Origin of the sequence: Enterobacter sp. SES19, assembly GCF_011765665.1 — a bacterium.
Classification (GTDB): Bacteria; Pseudomonadota; Gammaproteobacteria; order Enterobacterales; family Enterobacteriaceae; genus Enterobacter; species Enterobacter pseudoroggenkampii.
Genome location: NZ_CP050320.1, coordinates 1,037,133 through 1,053,608, shown reverse-complemented (window position 1 = coordinate 1,053,608; position 16,476 = coordinate 1,037,133). Strand labels below are relative to the sequence as shown.

At 55.9% G+C, this 16,476-nt stretch carries 18 protein-coding genes; 6 read left to right on the top strand and 12 right to left on the bottom strand.

Annotated elements, in window-relative coordinates; genetic code table 11:
• Positions 1-123: 123 nt before the first annotated feature.
• The 4 genes from xseB (at position 124) to GXP72_RS04905 (ending at position 4,192) form a co-directional block, all read left to right on the top strand.
• Positions 124-366 (top strand): exodeoxyribonuclease VII small subunit, encoded by a 243-nt coding sequence (gene xseB / locus GXP72_RS04920; RefSeq protein ID WP_008503331.1) that lies wholly within the window; start codon positions 124-126, stop codon positions 364-366.
• Positions 367-1,266 (top strand): (2E,6E)-farnesyl diphosphate synthase, encoded by a 900-nt coding sequence (gene ispA / locus GXP72_RS04915; protein WP_008503332.1) that lies wholly within the window; start codon positions 367-369, stop codon positions 1,264-1,266.
• A gap of 24 nt (positions 1,267-1,290) precedes the next feature.
• Entirely contained in the window at positions 1,291-3,153 is a 1,863-nt protein-coding gene (gene dxs, locus GXP72_RS04910) for a 1-deoxy-D-xylulose-5-phosphate synthase (protein ID WP_024906812.1), read from the top strand.
• A 64-nt stretch (positions 3,154-3,217) separates the two neighbouring features.
• Complete coding sequence (locus GXP72_RS04905) at positions 3,218-4,192, top strand: aldo/keto reductase (RefSeq protein ID WP_048992550.1); 975 nt, start codon at positions 3,218-3,220, stop codon at positions 4,190-4,192.
• A gap of 54 nt (positions 4,193-4,246) precedes the next feature.
• On the opposite strand, the gene thiL is transcribed toward GXP72_RS04905, so the two are convergent.
• The 5 genes from thiL to nrdR all read right to left on the bottom strand — a co-directional run bounded on the left by thiL (position 4,247) and on the right by nrdR (position 7,852).
• On the bottom strand, positions 4,247-5,218 hold the full coding sequence (thiL, locus tag GXP72_RS04900) for a thiamine-phosphate kinase (protein ID WP_024906810.1): 972 nt from the start codon (positions 5,216-5,218) through the stop codon (positions 4,247-4,249).
• Between the two features lie 77 nt (positions 5,219-5,295).
• Positions 5,296-5,715 (bottom strand): transcription antitermination factor NusB, encoded by a 420-nt coding sequence (gene nusB / locus GXP72_RS04895; protein ID WP_024906809.1) that lies wholly within the window; start codon positions 5,713-5,715, stop codon positions 5,296-5,298.
• A 21-nt stretch (positions 5,716-5,736) separates the two neighbouring features.
• Positions 5,737-6,207, bottom strand: coding sequence for a 6,7-dimethyl-8-ribityllumazine synthase (gene ribE, locus GXP72_RS04890; protein WP_006176874.1), 471 nt, complete (start codon positions 6,205-6,207; stop codon positions 5,737-5,739).
• Positions 6,208-6,294: 87 nt separating this feature from the next.
• Positions 6,295-7,398: a bifunctional diaminohydroxyphosphoribosylaminopyrimidine deaminase/5-amino-6-(5-phosphoribosylamino)uracil reductase RibD gene (gene ribD, locus GXP72_RS04885; protein WP_090418042.1), complete on the bottom strand. Its 1,104-nt coding sequence runs from the start codon at positions 7,396-7,398 to the stop codon at positions 6,295-6,297.
• A 4-nt stretch (positions 7,399-7,402) separates the two neighbouring features.
• A complete protein-coding gene (gene nrdR, locus GXP72_RS04880) occupies positions 7,403-7,852 on the bottom strand; it encodes a transcriptional regulator NrdR (protein ID WP_008503337.1) in 450 nt (149 codons plus the stop codon).
• Positions 7,853-8,004: 152 nt separating this feature from the next.
• On the opposite strand from nrdR, the gene GXP72_RS04875 reads away from it, so the two are divergent.
• Positions 8,005-8,544, top strand: coding sequence for a DUF3251 domain-containing protein (locus tag GXP72_RS04875; RefSeq protein ID WP_024906807.1), 540 nt, complete (start codon positions 8,005-8,007; stop codon positions 8,542-8,544).
• Between the two features lie 267 nt (positions 8,545-8,811).
• Complete coding sequence (locus tag GXP72_RS04870; RefSeq protein WP_024906806.1) at positions 8,812-9,675, top strand: nucleoside-specific channel-forming protein Tsx; 864 nt, start codon at positions 8,812-8,814, stop codon at positions 9,673-9,675.
• Positions 9,676-9,763: 88 nt separating this feature from the next.
• On the opposite strand, the gene GXP72_RS04865 is transcribed toward GXP72_RS04870, so the two are convergent.
• The 7 genes from GXP72_RS04865 to queA form a co-directional block, all read right to left on the bottom strand.
• Complete coding sequence (locus GXP72_RS04865) at positions 9,764-10,444, bottom strand: YafY family protein (RefSeq protein ID WP_048992545.1); 681 nt, start codon at positions 10,442-10,444, stop codon at positions 9,764-9,766.
• Positions 10,445-10,458: 14 nt separating this feature from the next.
• Positions 10,459-10,824 (bottom strand): VOC family protein, encoded by a 366-nt coding sequence (locus GXP72_RS04860; protein WP_032646150.1) that lies wholly within the window; start codon positions 10,822-10,824, stop codon positions 10,459-10,461.
• Between the two features lie 142 nt (positions 10,825-10,966).
• Positions 10,967-11,938, bottom strand: a complete 972-nt coding sequence (gene secF, locus GXP72_RS04855; protein ID WP_024906803.1) for a protein translocase subunit SecF — start codon at positions 11,936-11,938, stop codon at positions 10,967-10,969.
• A 10-nt stretch (positions 11,939-11,948) separates the two neighbouring features.
• Positions 11,949-13,796, bottom strand: coding sequence for a protein translocase subunit SecD (gene secD / locus GXP72_RS04850; RefSeq protein WP_090418045.1), 1,848 nt, complete (start codon positions 13,794-13,796; stop codon positions 11,949-11,951).
• A 27-nt stretch (positions 13,797-13,823) separates the two neighbouring features.
• On the bottom strand, positions 13,824-14,156 hold the full coding sequence (gene yajC, locus GXP72_RS04845; protein WP_003859109.1) for a preprotein translocase subunit YajC: 333 nt from the start codon (positions 14,154-14,156) through the stop codon (positions 13,824-13,826).
• A gap of 22 nt (positions 14,157-14,178) precedes the next feature.
• A complete protein-coding gene (gene tgt / locus GXP72_RS04840; protein ID WP_003859110.1) occupies positions 14,179-15,306 on the bottom strand; it encodes a tRNA guanosine(34) transglycosylase Tgt in 1,128 nt (375 codons plus the stop codon).
• A 53-nt stretch (positions 15,307-15,359) separates the two neighbouring features.
• Positions 15,360-16,430: a tRNA preQ1(34) S-adenosylmethionine ribosyltransferase-isomerase QueA gene (gene queA, locus GXP72_RS04835; protein WP_032646148.1), complete on the bottom strand. Its 1,071-nt coding sequence runs from the start codon at positions 16,428-16,430 to the stop codon at positions 15,360-15,362.
• Positions 16,431-16,476 lie beyond the last annotated feature (46 nt).

Sequence of the window (16,476 nt, the reverse complement as noted above, 5' to 3'; positions counted from 1 at the left end):
TGGCTGCATCCAGGCGCGCAAGTATACCACCATCGCGCCGCTCCTGTGCACATTGCGCGTTATTTGATAATTGCCCTGAGTCCGTTACCATGTCGGGGCTGAGAATATAAGAGTCAATTCACTATGCCGAAGAAGAACGACGCACCGGCCAGTTTCGAAACTGCGCTGAGTGAACTGGAGCAAATTGTTACCCGCCTTGAGAGCGGCGATCTCCCGCTGGAAGAGGCGCTCAACGAATTCGAGCGTGGCGTGCAGCTGGCGCGCCAGGGGCAGGTCAAGCTGCAGCAGGCCGAGCAGCGCGTGCAGATCCTGCTTTCCGACAGCGAAGACGCGAAAACCACGCCTTTCACACCGGACGCCGAGTAAATGGATTTTGCCAATGAGCTTCAGGCGCGTGTCGTACGCGCCAACGACGCCCTGCGCCGTTTTATCGCGCCACAGCCTTTTCAGAACACTCCACTGGTTGAAGCCATGCACTATGGCGCACTCTTGGGTGGAAAGCGCCTGCGCCCGTTCCTGGTGTACGCCACGGGCAATATGTTTGGCATCAGCGATAACACGCTGGACGCCCCGGCAGCCGCCGTTGAGTGCATCCATGCCTACTCGCTGATCCACGACGATCTCCCGGCCATGGACGACGACGATTTACGTCGGGGTCAACCCACCTGCCATATCAAGTTTGGCGAGGCGAATGCCATTCTGGCGGGTGATGCCCTGCAAACGCTGGCGTTCTCGATTTTGAGCGACGCGCCGATGGCGGAAGTGGCTGACCGTGACCGCCTGGCGATGATCTCCGAGCTGGCAATGGCCAGCGGCGTAGCCGGCATGTGCGGCGGACAGGCGCTGGATCTTGAAGCGGAAGGACGTCAGGTTAATCTGGAACAGCTGGAGCGTATTCATCGCCATAAAACAGGGGCGTTGATCCGTTCCGCCGTTCGCCTGGGCGCGCTGAGCGCGGGTGAACAAGGGCGCAAAGCCCTGCCGATTCTGGACAGATACGCAGAAAGTATCGGTCTGGCATTCCAGGTTCAGGATGACATTCTGGATGTGGTGGGCGATACTGCAACATTGGGTAAACGTCAGGGTGCGGACCAGCAGCTTGGCAAAAGTACCTACCCCGCCCTGCTGGGCCTTGAGCAAGCCCAACGTAAAGCCCGGGATCTGATTGACGATGCCCGCCAGTCGCTAAATGAACTGGCCGCGCAATCGCTGGATACCTCGGCACTGGAAGCGCTAGCGGACTATATAATCCAGCGTGATAAATAAACTATATATCTCGATGAGCCTTTGATGAGTTTTGATATTGCCAAATACCCGACACTGGCGTTAGTTGACTCCACCCAGGAGTTACGTCTGCTGCCGAAAGAGAGCCTGCCGAAGCTGTGCGACGAGCTGCGTCGCTACCTGCTCGACAGCGTTAGCCGCTCCAGCGGCCATTTCGCCTCCGGGCTTGGCACGGTAGAGCTGACCGTGGCGCTGCACTATGTCTATAACACGCCGTTCGATCAGCTCATCTGGGACGTGGGCCACCAGGCTTATCCGCACAAAATTCTGACCGGACGTCGCGATAAAATTGGCACCATTCGTCAGAAAGGCGGCCTGCACCCGTTCCCGTGGCGCGGTGAGAGCGAGTACGATGTGCTGAGCGTCGGCCACTCCTCTACCTCCATTTCGGCGGGCATCGGGATTGCCGTTGCCGCCGAAAAAGAGAACAAGCAGCGCCGCACCGTCTGCGTGATTGGCGACGGTGCCATCACCGCCGGTATGGCCTTTGAGGCCATGAACCATGCGGGCGACATCAAGCCGGACATGCTGGTTATCCTTAACGATAACGAAATGTCGATTTCCGAAAACGTCGGCGCGCTGAACAACCATCTGGCGCAGCTGCTCTCCGGCAAGCTTTACTCCTCGCTGCGTGAAGGCGGCAAGAAAGTCTTCTCCGGCGTGCCGCCAATCAAAGAGCTGCTCAAGCGTACCGAAGAGCACATTAAAGGCATGGTCGTGCCGGGCACCCTGTTTGAAGAGCTGGGCTTTAACTATATCGGCCCGGTTGACGGCCATGACGTGCTCGGTCTGGTGACCACGCTCAAGAACATGCGCGACCTGAAAGGCCCGCAGTTCCTGCACATCATGACCAAAAAAGGGCGTGGCTACGAACCGGCGGAAAAAGATCCGATCACCTTCCACGCGGTACCGAAATTTGACCCGTCCAGCGGCTGTCTGCCAAAAAGCAGCGGCGGCATGCCGAGCTATTCAAAAATATTCGGCGACTGGCTGTGCGAAACCGCCGCGAAAGACAACAAGCTGATGGCGATCACCCCGGCCATGCGTGAAGGCTCCGGCATGGTGGAGTTCTCCAGAAAATACCCTGACCAGTATTTTGACGTTGCCATTGCCGAGCAGCATGCGGTGACGTTTGCGGCGGGCCTGGCCATTGGCGGCTACAAGCCGGTTGTCGCGATCTATTCCACCTTCCTGCAGCGCGCCTACGATCAGGTGATCCACGACGTGGCGATTCAGAAGCTGCCGGTGCTGTTTGCTATCGATCGTGCAGGCATCGTCGGTGCCGACGGCCAGACGCACCAGGGCGCGTTTGACCTGTCGTTCCTGCGCTGTATTCCGGACATGGTCGTCATGACGCCAAGCGACGAGAACGAATGTCGTCAGATGCTGTTTACCGGCTACCACTATCAGGATGGCCCAAGCGCCGTTCGCTACCCGCGCGGCAATGCGGTGGGCGTTGAGCTCCAGCCGCTGGAAAAACTGCCGATCGGTAAAGGTCTGGTGAAGCGTCGCGGTGAAAAAGTGGCGATCCTGAACTTCGGCACGCTGATGCCAGAGGCGGCGAAAGCGGCTGAAGCGCTGAATGCCACCCTGGTGGACATGCGCTTTGTGAAACCGCTCGACGAATCGCTGATCCTGAGTATGGCGGAGACGCATGACGTGCTGGTCACGCTGGAAGAAAACGCCATTATGGGCGGCGCGGGCAGCGGCGTGAACGAGGTGCTGATGGCAAATCGTAAAGCCGTGCCGGTGCTAAACCTCGGCCTGCCGGATCATTTCATTCCGCAGGGTACCCAGGACGAAGCCCGTGCGGCGATTGGCCTGGACGCTGCCGGTATCGAAGCAAAAATCCGCCGCTGGCTGGACTGACCCCTTCCCCCTTTTCCGCTCCTGCTATGCTTAAACCTGGTGTTTAAACAGCAGGAGCGGAACCGTGCAATACACAACATTAGGAAAAACGGACCTTAAGGTTTCCCGACTTTGTCTGGGATGCATGACCTTTGGCGAACCCGATCGGGGAAACCACGCCTGGACGCTGCCGGAAGAGAGCAGCCGTCCGATTATCAAACGCGCCATCGAGGGCGGCATTAACTTCTTTGACACCGCCAACAGCTACTCCGACGGCAGCAGCGAGGAGATTGTTGGCCGCGCCCTGCGCGATTTTGCCCGTCGTGATGACATCGTCGTCGCCACCAAGGTCTACTATCCGGTAGGCGACCTGGCTGAGGGACTTTCTCGCGCACAGATCCTGCGATCCATTGATGACAGCCTCAGACGCCTGAACATGGATTACGTCGACCTGCTGCAAATTCACCGCTGGGATTACAACACGCCAGTCGAGGAGACGCTTGAAGCGCTGAACGACGTGGTCAAAGCCGGTAAAGCACGCTACATCGGCGCGTCGTCTATGCACGCGTCGCAGTTTGCTCAGGCGCTGGATCTCCAGGCGCAGCACGGCTGGGCGCGCTTCGTCACCATGCAGGATCACTACAACTTGATCTATCGTGAAGAAGAGCGCGAGATGTTGCCGCTGTGCCATCAGGAAGGTGTGGCGGTGATCCCGTGGAGCCCGCTGGCGCGCGGTCGTCTGACCCGTCCGTGGGGAGAAACCACAGCCCGTCTGGTATCGGATGAAGTGGGAAAAAATCTGTATGGCGGAACGGAAGCCAGCGATGCGCTGATTGCCGAACGTTTAGCCGGGATCGCCGACGATACCGGTGCAACCCGCGCCCAGGTGGCGCTGGCCTGGCTGCTGGGCAAGCGCGGCGTCGCGGCGCCGATTATCGGCACATCCCGGGAAGAGCAGCTTGACGAACTGCTGAATGCGGTGGATATCACGCTGACGCCGGAGCAGGTTGCCGAGCTGGAGACGCCGTATCAGCAGCATCCGGTGGTAGGATTTAAGTAAGCACGTAGGCCGGGTAAGGCGAAGCCGCCACCCGGCAATACAGAGCGCACAACATCACGCGAAGTGATCGTACCCTTTCCAATCCAGCGTAACCGGCTCACCGTCTTTCACAAACTTCAGCCCTTCACTCTCCGGCATGATCTGACCGATGCAGGTAAATTTCGCGCCGAGATGCGCTAACGCCACATCCAGCGTTCCGCGATTGAGCTCAGGCACCGTGAAGCACAGTTCGTAGTCTTCACCACCGGACAGCGCCCAGCGCAGGGCCAGCTCAGGCTCTACATGGCGAAGCAGTTGCTCAGACAGCGGGAACAGATCCAGGTCAACGCGCGCGCCGACGCCGCTGGCCTTCAGAATATGGCCGAGGTCCGAGATCAGCCCGTCAGAGAGATCGATAGCCGAGCTTGCCCGCTCGCGCAGCGCCTGGCCGTGCAAGATACGCGGTGTTGGCCGCAGATGGCGTTTTACCAGATATGCCGCATCATCAGCATCTTCAACCGTTAAACGGTTCTGAAGGATCGCCAGCCCTGCCGCGCTGTCGCCCGGCGTACCGGTCACGTAGATCCAGTCGCCTGGTTTTGCGCCTGAGCGCTTCAGCGCGCGGCCAAGCGGCACGTAGCCGTGGATCGCCAGCGTCATCGACAGCGGACCTGCAGTGGTATCACCGCCAATCAGCTGCATATCGTAGTAGCTAAGCTGTTCAAACAGCGCATCGCTAAAGGCTTCCAGCCAGGCTTCATCCACCTCTGGAAGGGTCAAAGCCAGCGTCAGCCACGCAGGATCGGCACCCATCGCCGCCAGATCGCTGACGTTCACCGCCAGCGCTTTATACGCCAGATCGGCAGGATCGATATCCGGTAAGAAATGACGGCCGCACACTAAGGTGTCGGTGCTGATTGCCAGCGTCTGTTTTTCGGGAATATTGAGAAGTGCACAGTCATCGCCAATGCCGGTTTCAACATCAAGACGAGAGGTTCTGACACGGTCGAAATAACGGGCAATCAGGGAGAATTCGCCGCATGCCATACGTTATGCCTCAGCAAATAAAAGAAAAAACCGGAGCCGCACTGCCCGTCAGGCAATGCAGAACTCCGGTTTGCGGATCACTTTTTGTGGGGACGGATCGCAGGTGCTGCTTTATCAAGTACGCCGTTTACAAACTTGTGGCTGTCTTCAGCGCCGAAGGTTTTCGCCAGTTCGATCGCTTCGTTGATGGCCACTTTATACGGCACATCATCACGTTTAGACAGCTCAAACAGCGCAATACGCAACACTGCTTTTTCTACCTGGCCCAGCTCTTCGAGCAGACGGGACAGGTAAGGCTTCATCAGACCATCGAGATACGCGCTATTAGTCGCCACTCCCGACAGCAGTTCACGGAAGTACAGAACGTCAACGTCTTTCACGTCCTGTTCTGACAGGAACTGGTATTCAACATCAGAGATGTCGTTCTGGGACAACTGCCAGGAGTAAAGTGCCTGGACGGCACATTCACGGGCGCGGCGACGAGCAGCAGGTTTCACGGAATTCCCCTTACAAAAAAATCAGGCCTTGATGGCTTTCAATACATTGATCATTTCAAGCGCGGTCAGTGCAGCTTCTGCACCTTTGTTACCGGCTTTGGTGCCAGCACGTTCGATGGCTTGTTCAATACTTTCGGTGGTCAGCACGCCGAACGCGACAGGAATTTCAGCATCCTGCGCAACGTGTGCCAGACCGTTGCTTGCACCGCCCGCAACGTATTCGAAGTGCGCAGTGCCGCCACGAATAACGGTACCCAGTGCAATCACCGCGTCATATTTACCGGTTTTCGCCAGCGCGCCCGCCGCCAGTGGCAGTTCGTAAGCGCCTGGAACCCAAACAACGGTAATATTGTCATCTTTAACCTGGCCGATACGTTTCAGGGCGTCAATAGCACCTTCCAGCAGGCTGTCGTTGATGAAGTTGTTGAAACGCGCAATGGTGATGGCGACGCGAGCGTCCGGGGTAGCTACAGCAGCTTCAATAATGTTCATACTCTTCCTTTACGGGTTCATTTGGCCCCGCAGGGGGGCGGATTTTATCATAATACTTTGCGCACTGCTTCCCTATTTCAGGAGCAATTACGCTGTCGTTAAGTGGAGGCAGACATCCGGACCTACCGGACGAATCTCGCTAAATTTGAGTTGCGGTGCGTCGGCCAGTTTTTCAAGGCCAGGCAGCACAAACAGGCCGCGCGCATCGTGACCTAACAGTTTAGGCGCAACGTAAACAATCAGTTCATCCACCAGTCCGGCCTGTAAGAGCGCACCGGCGAGCGTTGGCCCGGCTTCGACCCAGATGCTGTTCACCTGCTGCTTGCCGAGCAGCATCATCAGCACCACCAGATCCAGATGACCGTTATGCTCCGGCACCATAATGCTGCGCACGCCTTCCGGCCATTCGCGCGTATCTTCTTTAGTGCGGGCAATCCAGGTTTCACCCGGCTGCTGGACGATGCGGTGCTTCGGCGTCACCCGGTTCTGGCTATCAATGACAATACGCAGCGGCTGACGCAGGTTCTCCTGCGGGTAAAGCGCCTGGGTATCGGCATTCAGTTCGTCCCAGCGCACGGTCATAGCCGGATCGTCAGCCAGAACGGTTTCACTGCTGGTGAGAATAGCATGGCTTTGCGCGCGCAGACGTTGCACATCGCGCCTTGCCTGTGGCGACGTGATCCACTGGCTTTCGCCGTTTGCCATCGCCGTACGACCGTCCAGCGAGGCGCCCAGCTTGAGCTGAATATACGGGAACCCCGTGCGCATGCGCTTCAGAAAGCCTTTGTTGAGCGCTTCCGCGTCCTGCATCATCAGGCCATGGCTGACGTCAATGCCTTCCTGCTGCAGGCGATACAGACCGCGTCCGGCTACCTGCGGATTCGGATCCTGCATCGATGCGACCACGCGCGAAACACCTGCCGCGATCAGCGCTTCGCAGCACGGCGGCGTACGCCCGTGATGGCTGCAGGGCTCCAGCGTGACGTAGGCCGTAGCACCGCGCGCCTTCTCGCCGGCCATGCGCAGCGCATGAACCTCAGCATGCGGTTCGCCGGCACGATAGTGAAACCCCTCCCCCACGATCTCGCCATCTTTGACGATAACGCACCCGACGTTCGGGTTAGGATGGGTAGTAAAACGACCGCGCTGCGCCAGCTTCATGGCTCTCGCCATGTAAATCTCATCCTGCATGAGCTTAATCCTGTAAGCGGGCGATCTCTTCGCCAAACTCTTTGATATCTTCGAAACTGCGGTAGACCGAAGCGAAGCGGATATAGGCGACCTTATCGAGCTTTTTCAGCTGCTCCATCACCAGGTTGCCGATCATTTTGCTCGGCACTTCACGCTCACCCAAACCACGAAGGTAAGATTTTATGTGGTTTAACGCCATTTCAACGTCGTCCGCGCTGACGGGACGTTTTTCCAGGGCCTTCAGCATCCCACTGCGCAGTTTCTCTTCGTTAAACGGCTCGCGCACGTCGTTGCTTTTTACCACGCGCGGCATTACCAGCTCAGCAACCTCAAAGGTCGTGAAACGCTCGTTGCACACCAGACATTGCCGACGACGGCGTACGGATGACCCTTCGCCCACAAGACGAGAGTCGATGACTTTGGTATCCACAGCGGAGCAGAATGGGCAATGCATACGGTATCCCTGTTATCCGGTTAACTAATTTTCATTTTACCCTGATCTGGCCTGACAACAAAGGAAGAGCTTTTTGAGACAAAGGATCTATGTCTGACACGATGATGCTGACTACCATTAGGACGATCCGTTATTTCAAGGAAATAAACGCAATGACAAGACGTTACCTGAAAATTTTGCTGGTGGGGAGCCTCTTCACCCTTAGCGCCTGTGCACAGCAAACCGAAGTCCGTCAGATGAAACAGAGCGTGAATACGCTCAATACGGCGATGGACAAACTGAACAAAGAAACGGTGAAGATCACCCAGCAAAACGCGCTGAATGCTAAATCCAGCAGCGGGGTTTATCTGCTACCGGGGGCGAATACGCCCGCGCGGCTCAATAGTCAGATTGGCACGCTGAAAATGTCTCTGGTGAACGTGGCGGCGAATGCAAATGGTACTCGCGCAACATTACGCATCCAGGGAGAATCCAACGATCCGTTGCCAGCCTTCAGCGGCACCGTCGAATGGGGACAGATCCAGGGCACCACGGAGAGCTACCAGGAGGTGAATGTTAATCGTCAGCTGTTCACCGCACCGGCCAGCGTGCTGGCTCCGAGCGATGTTGACATTCCACTGCAGCTTAACGGACTGACTCCGGATCAGTTAGGTTTCATCCGTATTCACGATATCCAGCCCGCCGCTCAGTAACCCCTCTTTTAGCGGAGTGAAATGTCACTCCGCTAACATTTACATTTCGTATGGATTGGCAACATAAATGATTGCCGCTACAATCCCGGCCGTTTAAAGTACGCAAACGTGAACGCAATCGATTACGCGTGTGAGAGATATGTGAAACAACACATATTTTTGTGAGCAGGGATTCCTATAATAGGCACCGCAGAAACACGAAATATTTAGAAACGCAATTCGCGCATTTTTCACTCCCGGAAGGGAATTTCAATCAGTGGCATGATTATGAAAAAAACATTACTCGCAGCTGGCGCCGTGCTGGCACTTTCTTCCTCTTTCACTGTTAACGCAGCGGAAAACGATAAACCACAATACCTCTCCGACTGGTGGCACCAGAGCGTTAACGTGGTCGGCAGCTACCACACGCGCTTTTCTCCGAAGCTGAACAACGACGTTTATCTGGAATACGAAGCGTTTGCTAAAAAAGACTGGTTTGATTTCTATGGCTATATCGATATTCCTAAGACCTTTGACTGGGGTAACGGTAACGACAAAGGTATCTGGTCCGACGGTTCCCCGCTGTTCATGGAAATCGAACCGCGTTTCTCTATTGATAAACTGACGGGTACCGACCTGAGCTTTGGTCCGTTCAAAGAATGGTATTTCGCCAACAACTATATCTACGATATGGGCGATAACAAAGGCAGCCGTCAGAGCACCTGGTACATGGGTCTGGGTACAGATATCGATACCGGTCTGCCAATGGGCCTGTCTCTGAACGTGTATGCTAAATACCAGTGGCAGAACTATGGCGCTTCAAACGAAAACGAGTGGGATGGCTACCGTTTCAAAGTAAAATACTTTGTGCCAATCACTCAGGTTTGGGGTGGCCAGCTGACCTACATCGGCTTCACCAACTTCGACTGGGGCTCAGATCTGGGTGATGACAAGAACCGTACCAGTAACTCTATCGCGTCCAGCCACGTTCTGGCCCTGAACTACGATCACTGGCACTACTCTGTCGTCGCGCGTTATTTCCATAACGGCGGCCAGTGGAAAGGTGGGGATACCGTTAACTGGGGTGAGGGTGACTTCACGTCTAAATCAACCGGTTGGGGTGGCTACCTGGTTGTAGGTTACAACTTCTAATCAGTGTGGGTTTCGCCCGGTGGCGCTACGCTTACCGGGCCAACGATCCGAATGCAGGCCGGGTAAGGCGTAGCCGCCACCCGGCTTTTTACTGCTTAACCTTCCGCAAAAAATCTGCCAGAGACCTGTCCGCACTTTCGCTAAACCTCCTTTCCGTAGTCACAATATTGAGGCACCGGTCGAGCCGGAAACAGCGATAGTCATCGCGCCGTTCACACCACGCCGCCAGCAGCCAGCGCTCTCCCCAGAAGAACAGCCCCAGCGGCTGAACCTCACGATTAGACAGCTGTCCTGCTTCATCACGGTAATGCAGCGCCAGCACCTGTTGGGCGGAAATCGCCTGATGAATCCTGTCAAAGTCGCTGCGGGAGTGGCTTTGCATGCAAAAATCCGGGGCGTAGATCCGCGTCTGCTCCGCCTTTCGACGACTCTCCTCGGGCAGGATAGCCAGCACCTTTTCCTGAGCCGACTCCAGCTCGCGCGACAGCGATTCGCCTCCCCAGGTTTTGAGCAGGCGAATCGCGACGATCAGCGCCTCAGATTCCTTATTTGTCAGCATCAGTGGCGGCAGGTCAAAACCCGACATCAGCCGATATCCGCTCCCTGCCTCACCTTCCACCGGCACACCGGAAAGCGACAGGTCGCGGATATCGCGGTAGACCGTGCGCTCGGACACGCCAAGCCGGTCCGCCAGATGCGCTGCCGTTGTCAGACGCCTGCCCCGCAGGATCTGCACAATCTGAAACAAACGGTCAGCGCGTCGGGTCATATATTATTCCGTTCTCAGGCAGGTTGATGGAGGCCGACGCGGTTACCCTCGCTGTCGGTAAACAATGCGATAGTGCCAATGCCATGCGGCAGTTCCAGCGGGCCAAACACGCACTCGCCGCCCGCAGAGGCGATGCGATCGAGCGTGGCCGCCAGATTGTCAGTATGCAGGTAAATAATAGCGCCCTGCAAAGACGGTGTAACGCCGTCAAATTTTGCCAGAGCCCCGCCGGTACCCGGATCCTCATGTGGGAAAACGGCCAGCTCAGCGCAGTCCATTTTCTCGCGACGCAGCGCGAGCTGCATCACTGGCTCATAAAATTTGATAGCGCGATCCATATCCGTGACCGGAATTTCAAACCAGTTAATTACGCTTTTCATACATCCTCCTGACTCTTGTTTGGGTTCGAAAAGAGTCTACGACAGGGCTCCTGACAGCATACTGTCAGGAGTGTTTGTCAGGAGCAGATAAAAAAAATCCCGGTCAACAGACCGGGATTTCGATAACGCGCTAAACGTCGCTTTACGGCAGAATGGACGGCTGATCCGCCCCTTCTTTCTCAACTTTCTGCTGGAGCAGGTGCTCGCGCTTCATGCCGAGTTTCAGAGCCAGTGCAGATGCAACGTAGATAGACGATGCAGTACCGATGGTGACACCAATCAGCATGGTCAGCGAGAAGCCTTCCAGTACCGGACCACCGAAGAGGAACAGCATCAGGATCACCATCAATGTGGTACCGGAGGTGATCAAGGTACGGTGCAGCGTCTGGGTCAACGACACGTTAAAGATTTCGTACGGCGTACCGCGACGGATCTTACGGAAGTTTTCACGGATACGGTCAGAAACCACGATACTGTCGTTCAGTGAGTAACCGATAACGGACATCAGGGATGCCACAATCGTCAGGTCAATCTCAATGTGGAACAGCGACAGTATGCCCATGGTGATCACCACGTCGTGCGCCAGGGCGATAACCACACCGGCCGCCAGTCGCCACTCAAAGCGGAAACCGACGTATACCAGGATGGAGATCAGCGCCACCAGCAGCGCCATCGCGCCGGTCTGGGCCAGGTCAGCACCCACGCTTGGGCCGACGAACTCAATACGCTTAACCGCCGCGTTCTGGCTGGTTGTTTCGTTAATCACGCTAACAACCTTACTGCCCAGCTCCTGGCTGCCGTTAGCATCGTGCACCGGCGGCATACGCACCATGATGTCGCGGCTGCTGCCGAAGTTCTGCAGCAGCGGCTCTTCAAAGCCCGCTTTCTGCAGAGACAGGCGCATCTGGTCCATATCGACCGGTTTTTCCAGGGAGATCTCGATAACCGTACCACCGGTGAAATCGAGACCCCAGTTAAAGCCTTTCACGCCCATAATGACGATGGACAGAATCAGCAGGAAACCTGAAATGCCGAAGGCCCAGTAGTCCCAGCGCATAAAGTCCCAGACTTTACGGCCGTGGTTCAATTGTTCAACAGTATATTCCTGTGCCACAACGCACTCCTCAGATAGACAGCTTTTTGACGCGCTTGCCGCCGTACAGCAGGTTCACGATGGCACGGGTGCCGACAATAGCGGTAAACATTGACGTTGCGACACCAATACCGGTTGTAATCGCAAAGCCTTTGATCGCGCCAGTACCCACTGCATACAGGATAAGAACCTTAATCAGTGTTGTTACGTTCGCATCGAAGATGGAGCTGAACGCCCCTTTATAGCCTTCATCAATCGCCTGCTGAATAGAGCGACCGTTGCTCAACTCTTCTTTGATACGTTCGTTAATCAGTACGTTGGCGTCGACCGCCACCGCAAGGGTCAGGACGATACCCGCAATACCCGGCATGGTCAGCGTGGCCCCCGGCAGCAGGGACATAATGCCGATGATCAGCACCAGGTTGGCGATCAGCGCGGAGGTCGCAATCAGACCAAACTTCTTATAGAAGAAGATCATGAAGAGGATAGAGACAACCAGACCGGCCAGACACGCTTCCAGACCCTGCTGGATGTTTTGCATACCCAGTGTTGGACCAATGGTACGTTCTTCAACAATCTGAATTGGCGCAATCAGCGCACCGGCACGCAGCAGCAGGGAGAGCTGACGCGCTTCGTTCGGGTTGCTAATACCGGTAATGCGGAAGCTGTTACCCAGACGAGACTGGATGTTGGCGATGTTAATCACCTCTTCCTCTTTCACCAGCACCGCACGACCGTTTGCATCTTTCTTACCGCTGTCTTTGTACTCCACGAACAGGGTCGCCATCGGCTTGCCGATGTTGTCCTTGGTGAAGTTAGACATGATGTTACCACCCGCGCTATCCAGCGAGATGTTAACCTGCGGCTGGTTGTATTCGTCCTGGCTCGACGTGGAGTCGGTGATGTGATCACCGGTCAGAATCACGCGTTTGTACAGCACAACTGGCTGACCTTCGCGAGTCTGTTTCACTTCGGAGTCACCCGGAATACGCCCTGCGGCTGCAGCGGACTGATCGACGTTGGAGTTCACCAGACGGAATTCCAGGGTTGCAGTCGCACCCAGAATCTCTTTCGCACGCGCAGTGTCCTGGATACCCGGCAGTTCAACCACGATACGGTCAGCACCCTGACGCTGTACCAGCGGCTCAGCCACGCCCAGTTGGTTTACACGGTTACGCAGAATGTTGATGTTCTGCTGAACGGCATATTCACGCGCTTCTTTCAGACGCGCATCGGTCATCACCGCGCGCAGCTGGTTACTGCCCTGAGAGGTGATTACCAGGTCACGGTGACGTTGGGTCAGGTAATCTACAGCCTGATCGCGCGCCGCACTGTCGCGGAACGTGATGCTCATGCCGTAGTTATCTTCTTTACGCACGGTGGTGTAAGCGATGCCTTTTTCACGCAGATCGCTGCGCAGGCTGTCGATATTCTGTTCCTGCAGCTTGCCAAGCGCGGTATCCATATCCACTTCCATCAGGAAGTGAACGCCGCCACGCAGGTCAAGACCGAGTTTCATTGGCTCTGCTTTCATCGCAGCCAGCCAACGCGGGGTTGCAGGGGCAAGGTTAAGCGCCACGACGTATTTGTCACCCAGCACGCCCATCAGCGCTTCGCGAGCGCGGAGCTGCGTGTCGGTGGTGTCGAAGCGAGCAAGAATTGCACCCTCTTCCAGAGCCACAGACTTAGCGGTAATTTTTTCTTCTTGTAACGTTTTCTGGACCTGGATCAGCGTTTGCTCACTGGCGGCGACACCGCGCGCGCCAGTGATTTGAACAGCCGGATCCTCACCATACAGGTTGGGAAGCGCGTACAGCAGGCCGACGAGAATCACGACGACCAGCATGATGTACTTCCACAAAGGATAACGGTTTAACACGGCAGTTCCCTTTGGGAAAAGTTGGGATTACAGCGCCTTCATGGTGCCTTTCGGCAGAACGGCAGCTACGAAGTCACGTTTGATGACCACTTCAGTGGTGTCGTTCAGGGCGATAGCAATGTAGCCGTTTTCAGCCACTTTGGTTACGCGACCGACCAGACCACCGTTAGTCAGTACTTCATCGCCTTTCGCAATGGAGTTCATCAGGTTTTTGTGCTCTTTGGTGCGCTTCTGCTGTGGACGCAGGATCATGAAGTAGAAGATCAGACCGAACACAACCAGCATCAGAATCAGAGACATCGGGCTGCCCTGCGCTGGAGCACCTGTTGCCGCTACCGCATCAGAAATAAAAAAGCTCATTCAAATTCCCTCATTATTAAAATTAATCAACGTTCAACGGTGGAACATCCCGCCCCTGACGTTGGTAGAAATCGGTCACGAAGCTCTCTAATTTACCCTCTTCGATAGCCTTACGTAAACCAGCCATTAAGCGCTGATAATAACGAAGATTATGAATGGTATTGAGACGCGCGCCCAAAATCTCGTTACAACGATCGAGATGATGCAGATACGCGCGAGAATAATTGCGACAGGTATAGCAATCGCACTCGGAATCGAGCGGGCTGGTGTCACTCTTATGCTTCGCGTTACGGATTTTCACCACGCCATCGGTAACGAACAAGTGGCCGTTACGCGCGTTGCGGGTTGGCATGACGCAGTCAAACATATCAATGCCGCGGCGTACGCCTTCAACCAGATCTTCTGGTTTACCCACGCCCATCAGGTATCGTGGTTTATCCGCCGGGATTTGCGGGCAGACATGTTCCAGAATACGGTGCATGTCTTCCTTCGGCTCACCCACAGCCAAACCGCCGACAGCGTAGCCATCAAAACCTATCTCTACCAGACCTTTAACAGAGATATCGCGTAAATCTTCGTAAACGCTGCCCTGGATAATGCCGAACAGCGCATTTTTGTTCTGCAGAGAGTCAAAACGGTCACGGCTACGCTTCGCCCAGCGCAGGGACATCTCCATAGAGCGTTTTGCGTAGTCCCAGTCCGCCGGGTACGGCGTACATTCGTCGAAGATCATCACAATGTCAGAGCCGAGATCGTACTGAATCTCCATCGACTTTTCGGGATCGAGGAAAATCGGATCGCCGTTGATCGGGTTACGGAAGTGTACGCCCTGCTCGGTGATCTTGCGGATATCGCCCAGGCTGAAGACCTGGAAGCCACCGGAATCGGTCAGGATGGGGCCTTTCCACTGCATGAAATCGTGCAGATCGCCGTGGAGTTTCATGATCTCCTGACCCGGACGCAGCCACAGGTGGAAGGTGTTGCCGAGGATAATCTGTGCGCCAGTGGCTTCTACTTCTTCCGGCGTCATCCCTTTTACGGTGCCGTACGTGCCCACAGGCATAAACGCGGGGGTTTCCACCACGCCGCGATCAAACACCAGGCGACCGCGACGCGCGCGACCGTCGGTGGTATCGAGTTCAAATTTCATTTTTTCTCCGACGTCAGAAAAACAGTCCAACGTTGTAAAACGGTGCCGCGGACTTATTCCCCGACACGCTCATTCAAAGCCAGCGGATTGTACGTGATAAACATCGCGTCCCCGTAGCTAAAAAAGCGATATTTTTGTTCTACCGCAGACTTGTAGGCATTCATCGTATGCTGATAGCCCGCGAACGCGGAAACCAGCATAATCAGCGTCGATTCAGGCAGATGGAAGTTGGTCACCAGCGCGTCAATCACTTTGTACTGGTAGCCCGGGTAGATAAAGATCTGCGTATCGCCAAAGAACGGCTCAATAAGATCGTTCTTCGCCGCCTGCGCGGCGCTCTCCAGCGAGCGCACAGACGTCGTCCCGACCGCCACGACGCGGCTACCGCGCGCTTTCGCCGCCAGCACCGCGTCCACCACATCCTGAGGCACTTCAGCATACTCAGAGTGCATGATGTGGTCTTCAATGCTGTCCACGCGCACCGGCTGGAAGGTCCCCGCGCCGACGTGCAGCGTCACGAACGCCATCTCCACGCCCTTTGCACGCAGTTTTTCCAGCAGCGGCTCATCAAAATGCAGGCCCGCGGTCGGCGCAGCGACGGCACCCGGTTTCTGGCTGTAGACGGTCTGGTACAGCTCGCGGTCGGCCTCTTCGTCCGGACGCTCAATATATGGCGGCAGCGGCATGTGGCCGATGGCGTTCAGGATATCGAGCACCGTGCGCTCGTCGTCAAACGCCACCTCGAACAGCGCGTCGTGGCGCGCGGTCATAGTCGCCTTGATGCTCTCATCATCGCCCAGCAGCAGCTCCGCGCCCGGCTTCGGCGCCTTAGAAGCGCGAATATGTGCCAGAATACGTTTATCATCGAGCATACGTTCGACCAGCACTTCAATCTTACCGCCGCTGGCTTTACGGCCAAACAGGCGCGCCGGGATCACGCGGGTATTGTTAAAGACCAGCAGATCGCCAGGGTTGAGCTTGTCGAGCAAATCGGTGAAAGTACCGTGCGTCAGCTCGCCCGTTGGCCCATCCAGTGACAGTAAGCGACAGCTGCTGCGCTCAGGCATGGGATAGTGAGCAATCAGGGATTCAGGTAGTTCAAAGGAGAAATCGGCGACGCGCATGACGTATACTCGTGACTTAAAAACAGGCGGCATAGTCTAGTGCTCA

Coding starts and splice junctions, on each gene's coding strand:
- GXP72_RS04875 (WP_024906807.1), top strand. CDS start 8,005: ATGACAAGACGTTACCTGAAAATTTTGCTGGTGGGGAGCCTCTTCACC.
- GXP72_RS04865 (WP_048992545.1), bottom strand. CDS start 10,444: ATGACCCGACGCGCTGACCGTTTGTTTCAGATTGTGCAGATCCTGCGG.
- queA (WP_032646148.1), bottom strand. CDS start 16,430: ATGCGCGTCGCCGATTTCTCCTTTGAACTACCTGAATCCCTGATTGCT.
- GXP72_RS04870 (WP_024906806.1), top strand. CDS start 8,812: ATGAAAAAAACATTACTCGCAGCTGGCGCCGTGCTGGCACTTTCTTCC.
- nrdR (WP_008503337.1), bottom strand. CDS start 7,852: ATGCATTGCCCATTCTGCTCCGCTGTGGATACCAAAGTCATCGACTCT.
- ispA (WP_008503332.1), top strand. CDS start 367: ATGGATTTTGCCAATGAGCTTCAGGCGCGTGTCGTACGCGCCAACGAC.
- dxs (WP_024906812.1), top strand. CDS start 1,291: ATGAGTTTTGATATTGCCAAATACCCGACACTGGCGTTAGTTGACTCC.
- ribD (WP_090418042.1), bottom strand. CDS start 7,398: ATGCAGGATGAGATTTACATGGCGAGAGCCATGAAGCTGGCGCAGCGC.
- xseB (WP_008503331.1), top strand. CDS start 124: ATGCCGAAGAAGAACGACGCACCGGCCAGTTTCGAAACTGCGCTGAGT.
- GXP72_RS04860 (WP_032646150.1), bottom strand. CDS start 10,824: ATGAAAAGCGTAATTAACTGGTTTGAAATTCCGGTCACGGATATGGAT.
- ribE (WP_006176874.1), bottom strand. CDS start 6,207: ATGAACATTATTGAAGCTGCTGTAGCTACCCCGGACGCTCGCGTCGCC.
- yajC (WP_003859109.1), bottom strand. CDS start 14,156: ATGAGCTTTTTTATTTCTGATGCGGTAGCGGCAACAGGTGCTCCAGCG.
- thiL (WP_024906810.1), bottom strand. CDS start 5,218: ATGGCATGCGGCGAATTCTCCCTGATTGCCCGTTATTTCGACCGTGTC.
- tgt (WP_003859110.1), bottom strand. CDS start 15,306: ATGAAATTTGAACTCGATACCACCGACGGTCGCGCGCGTCGCGGTCGC.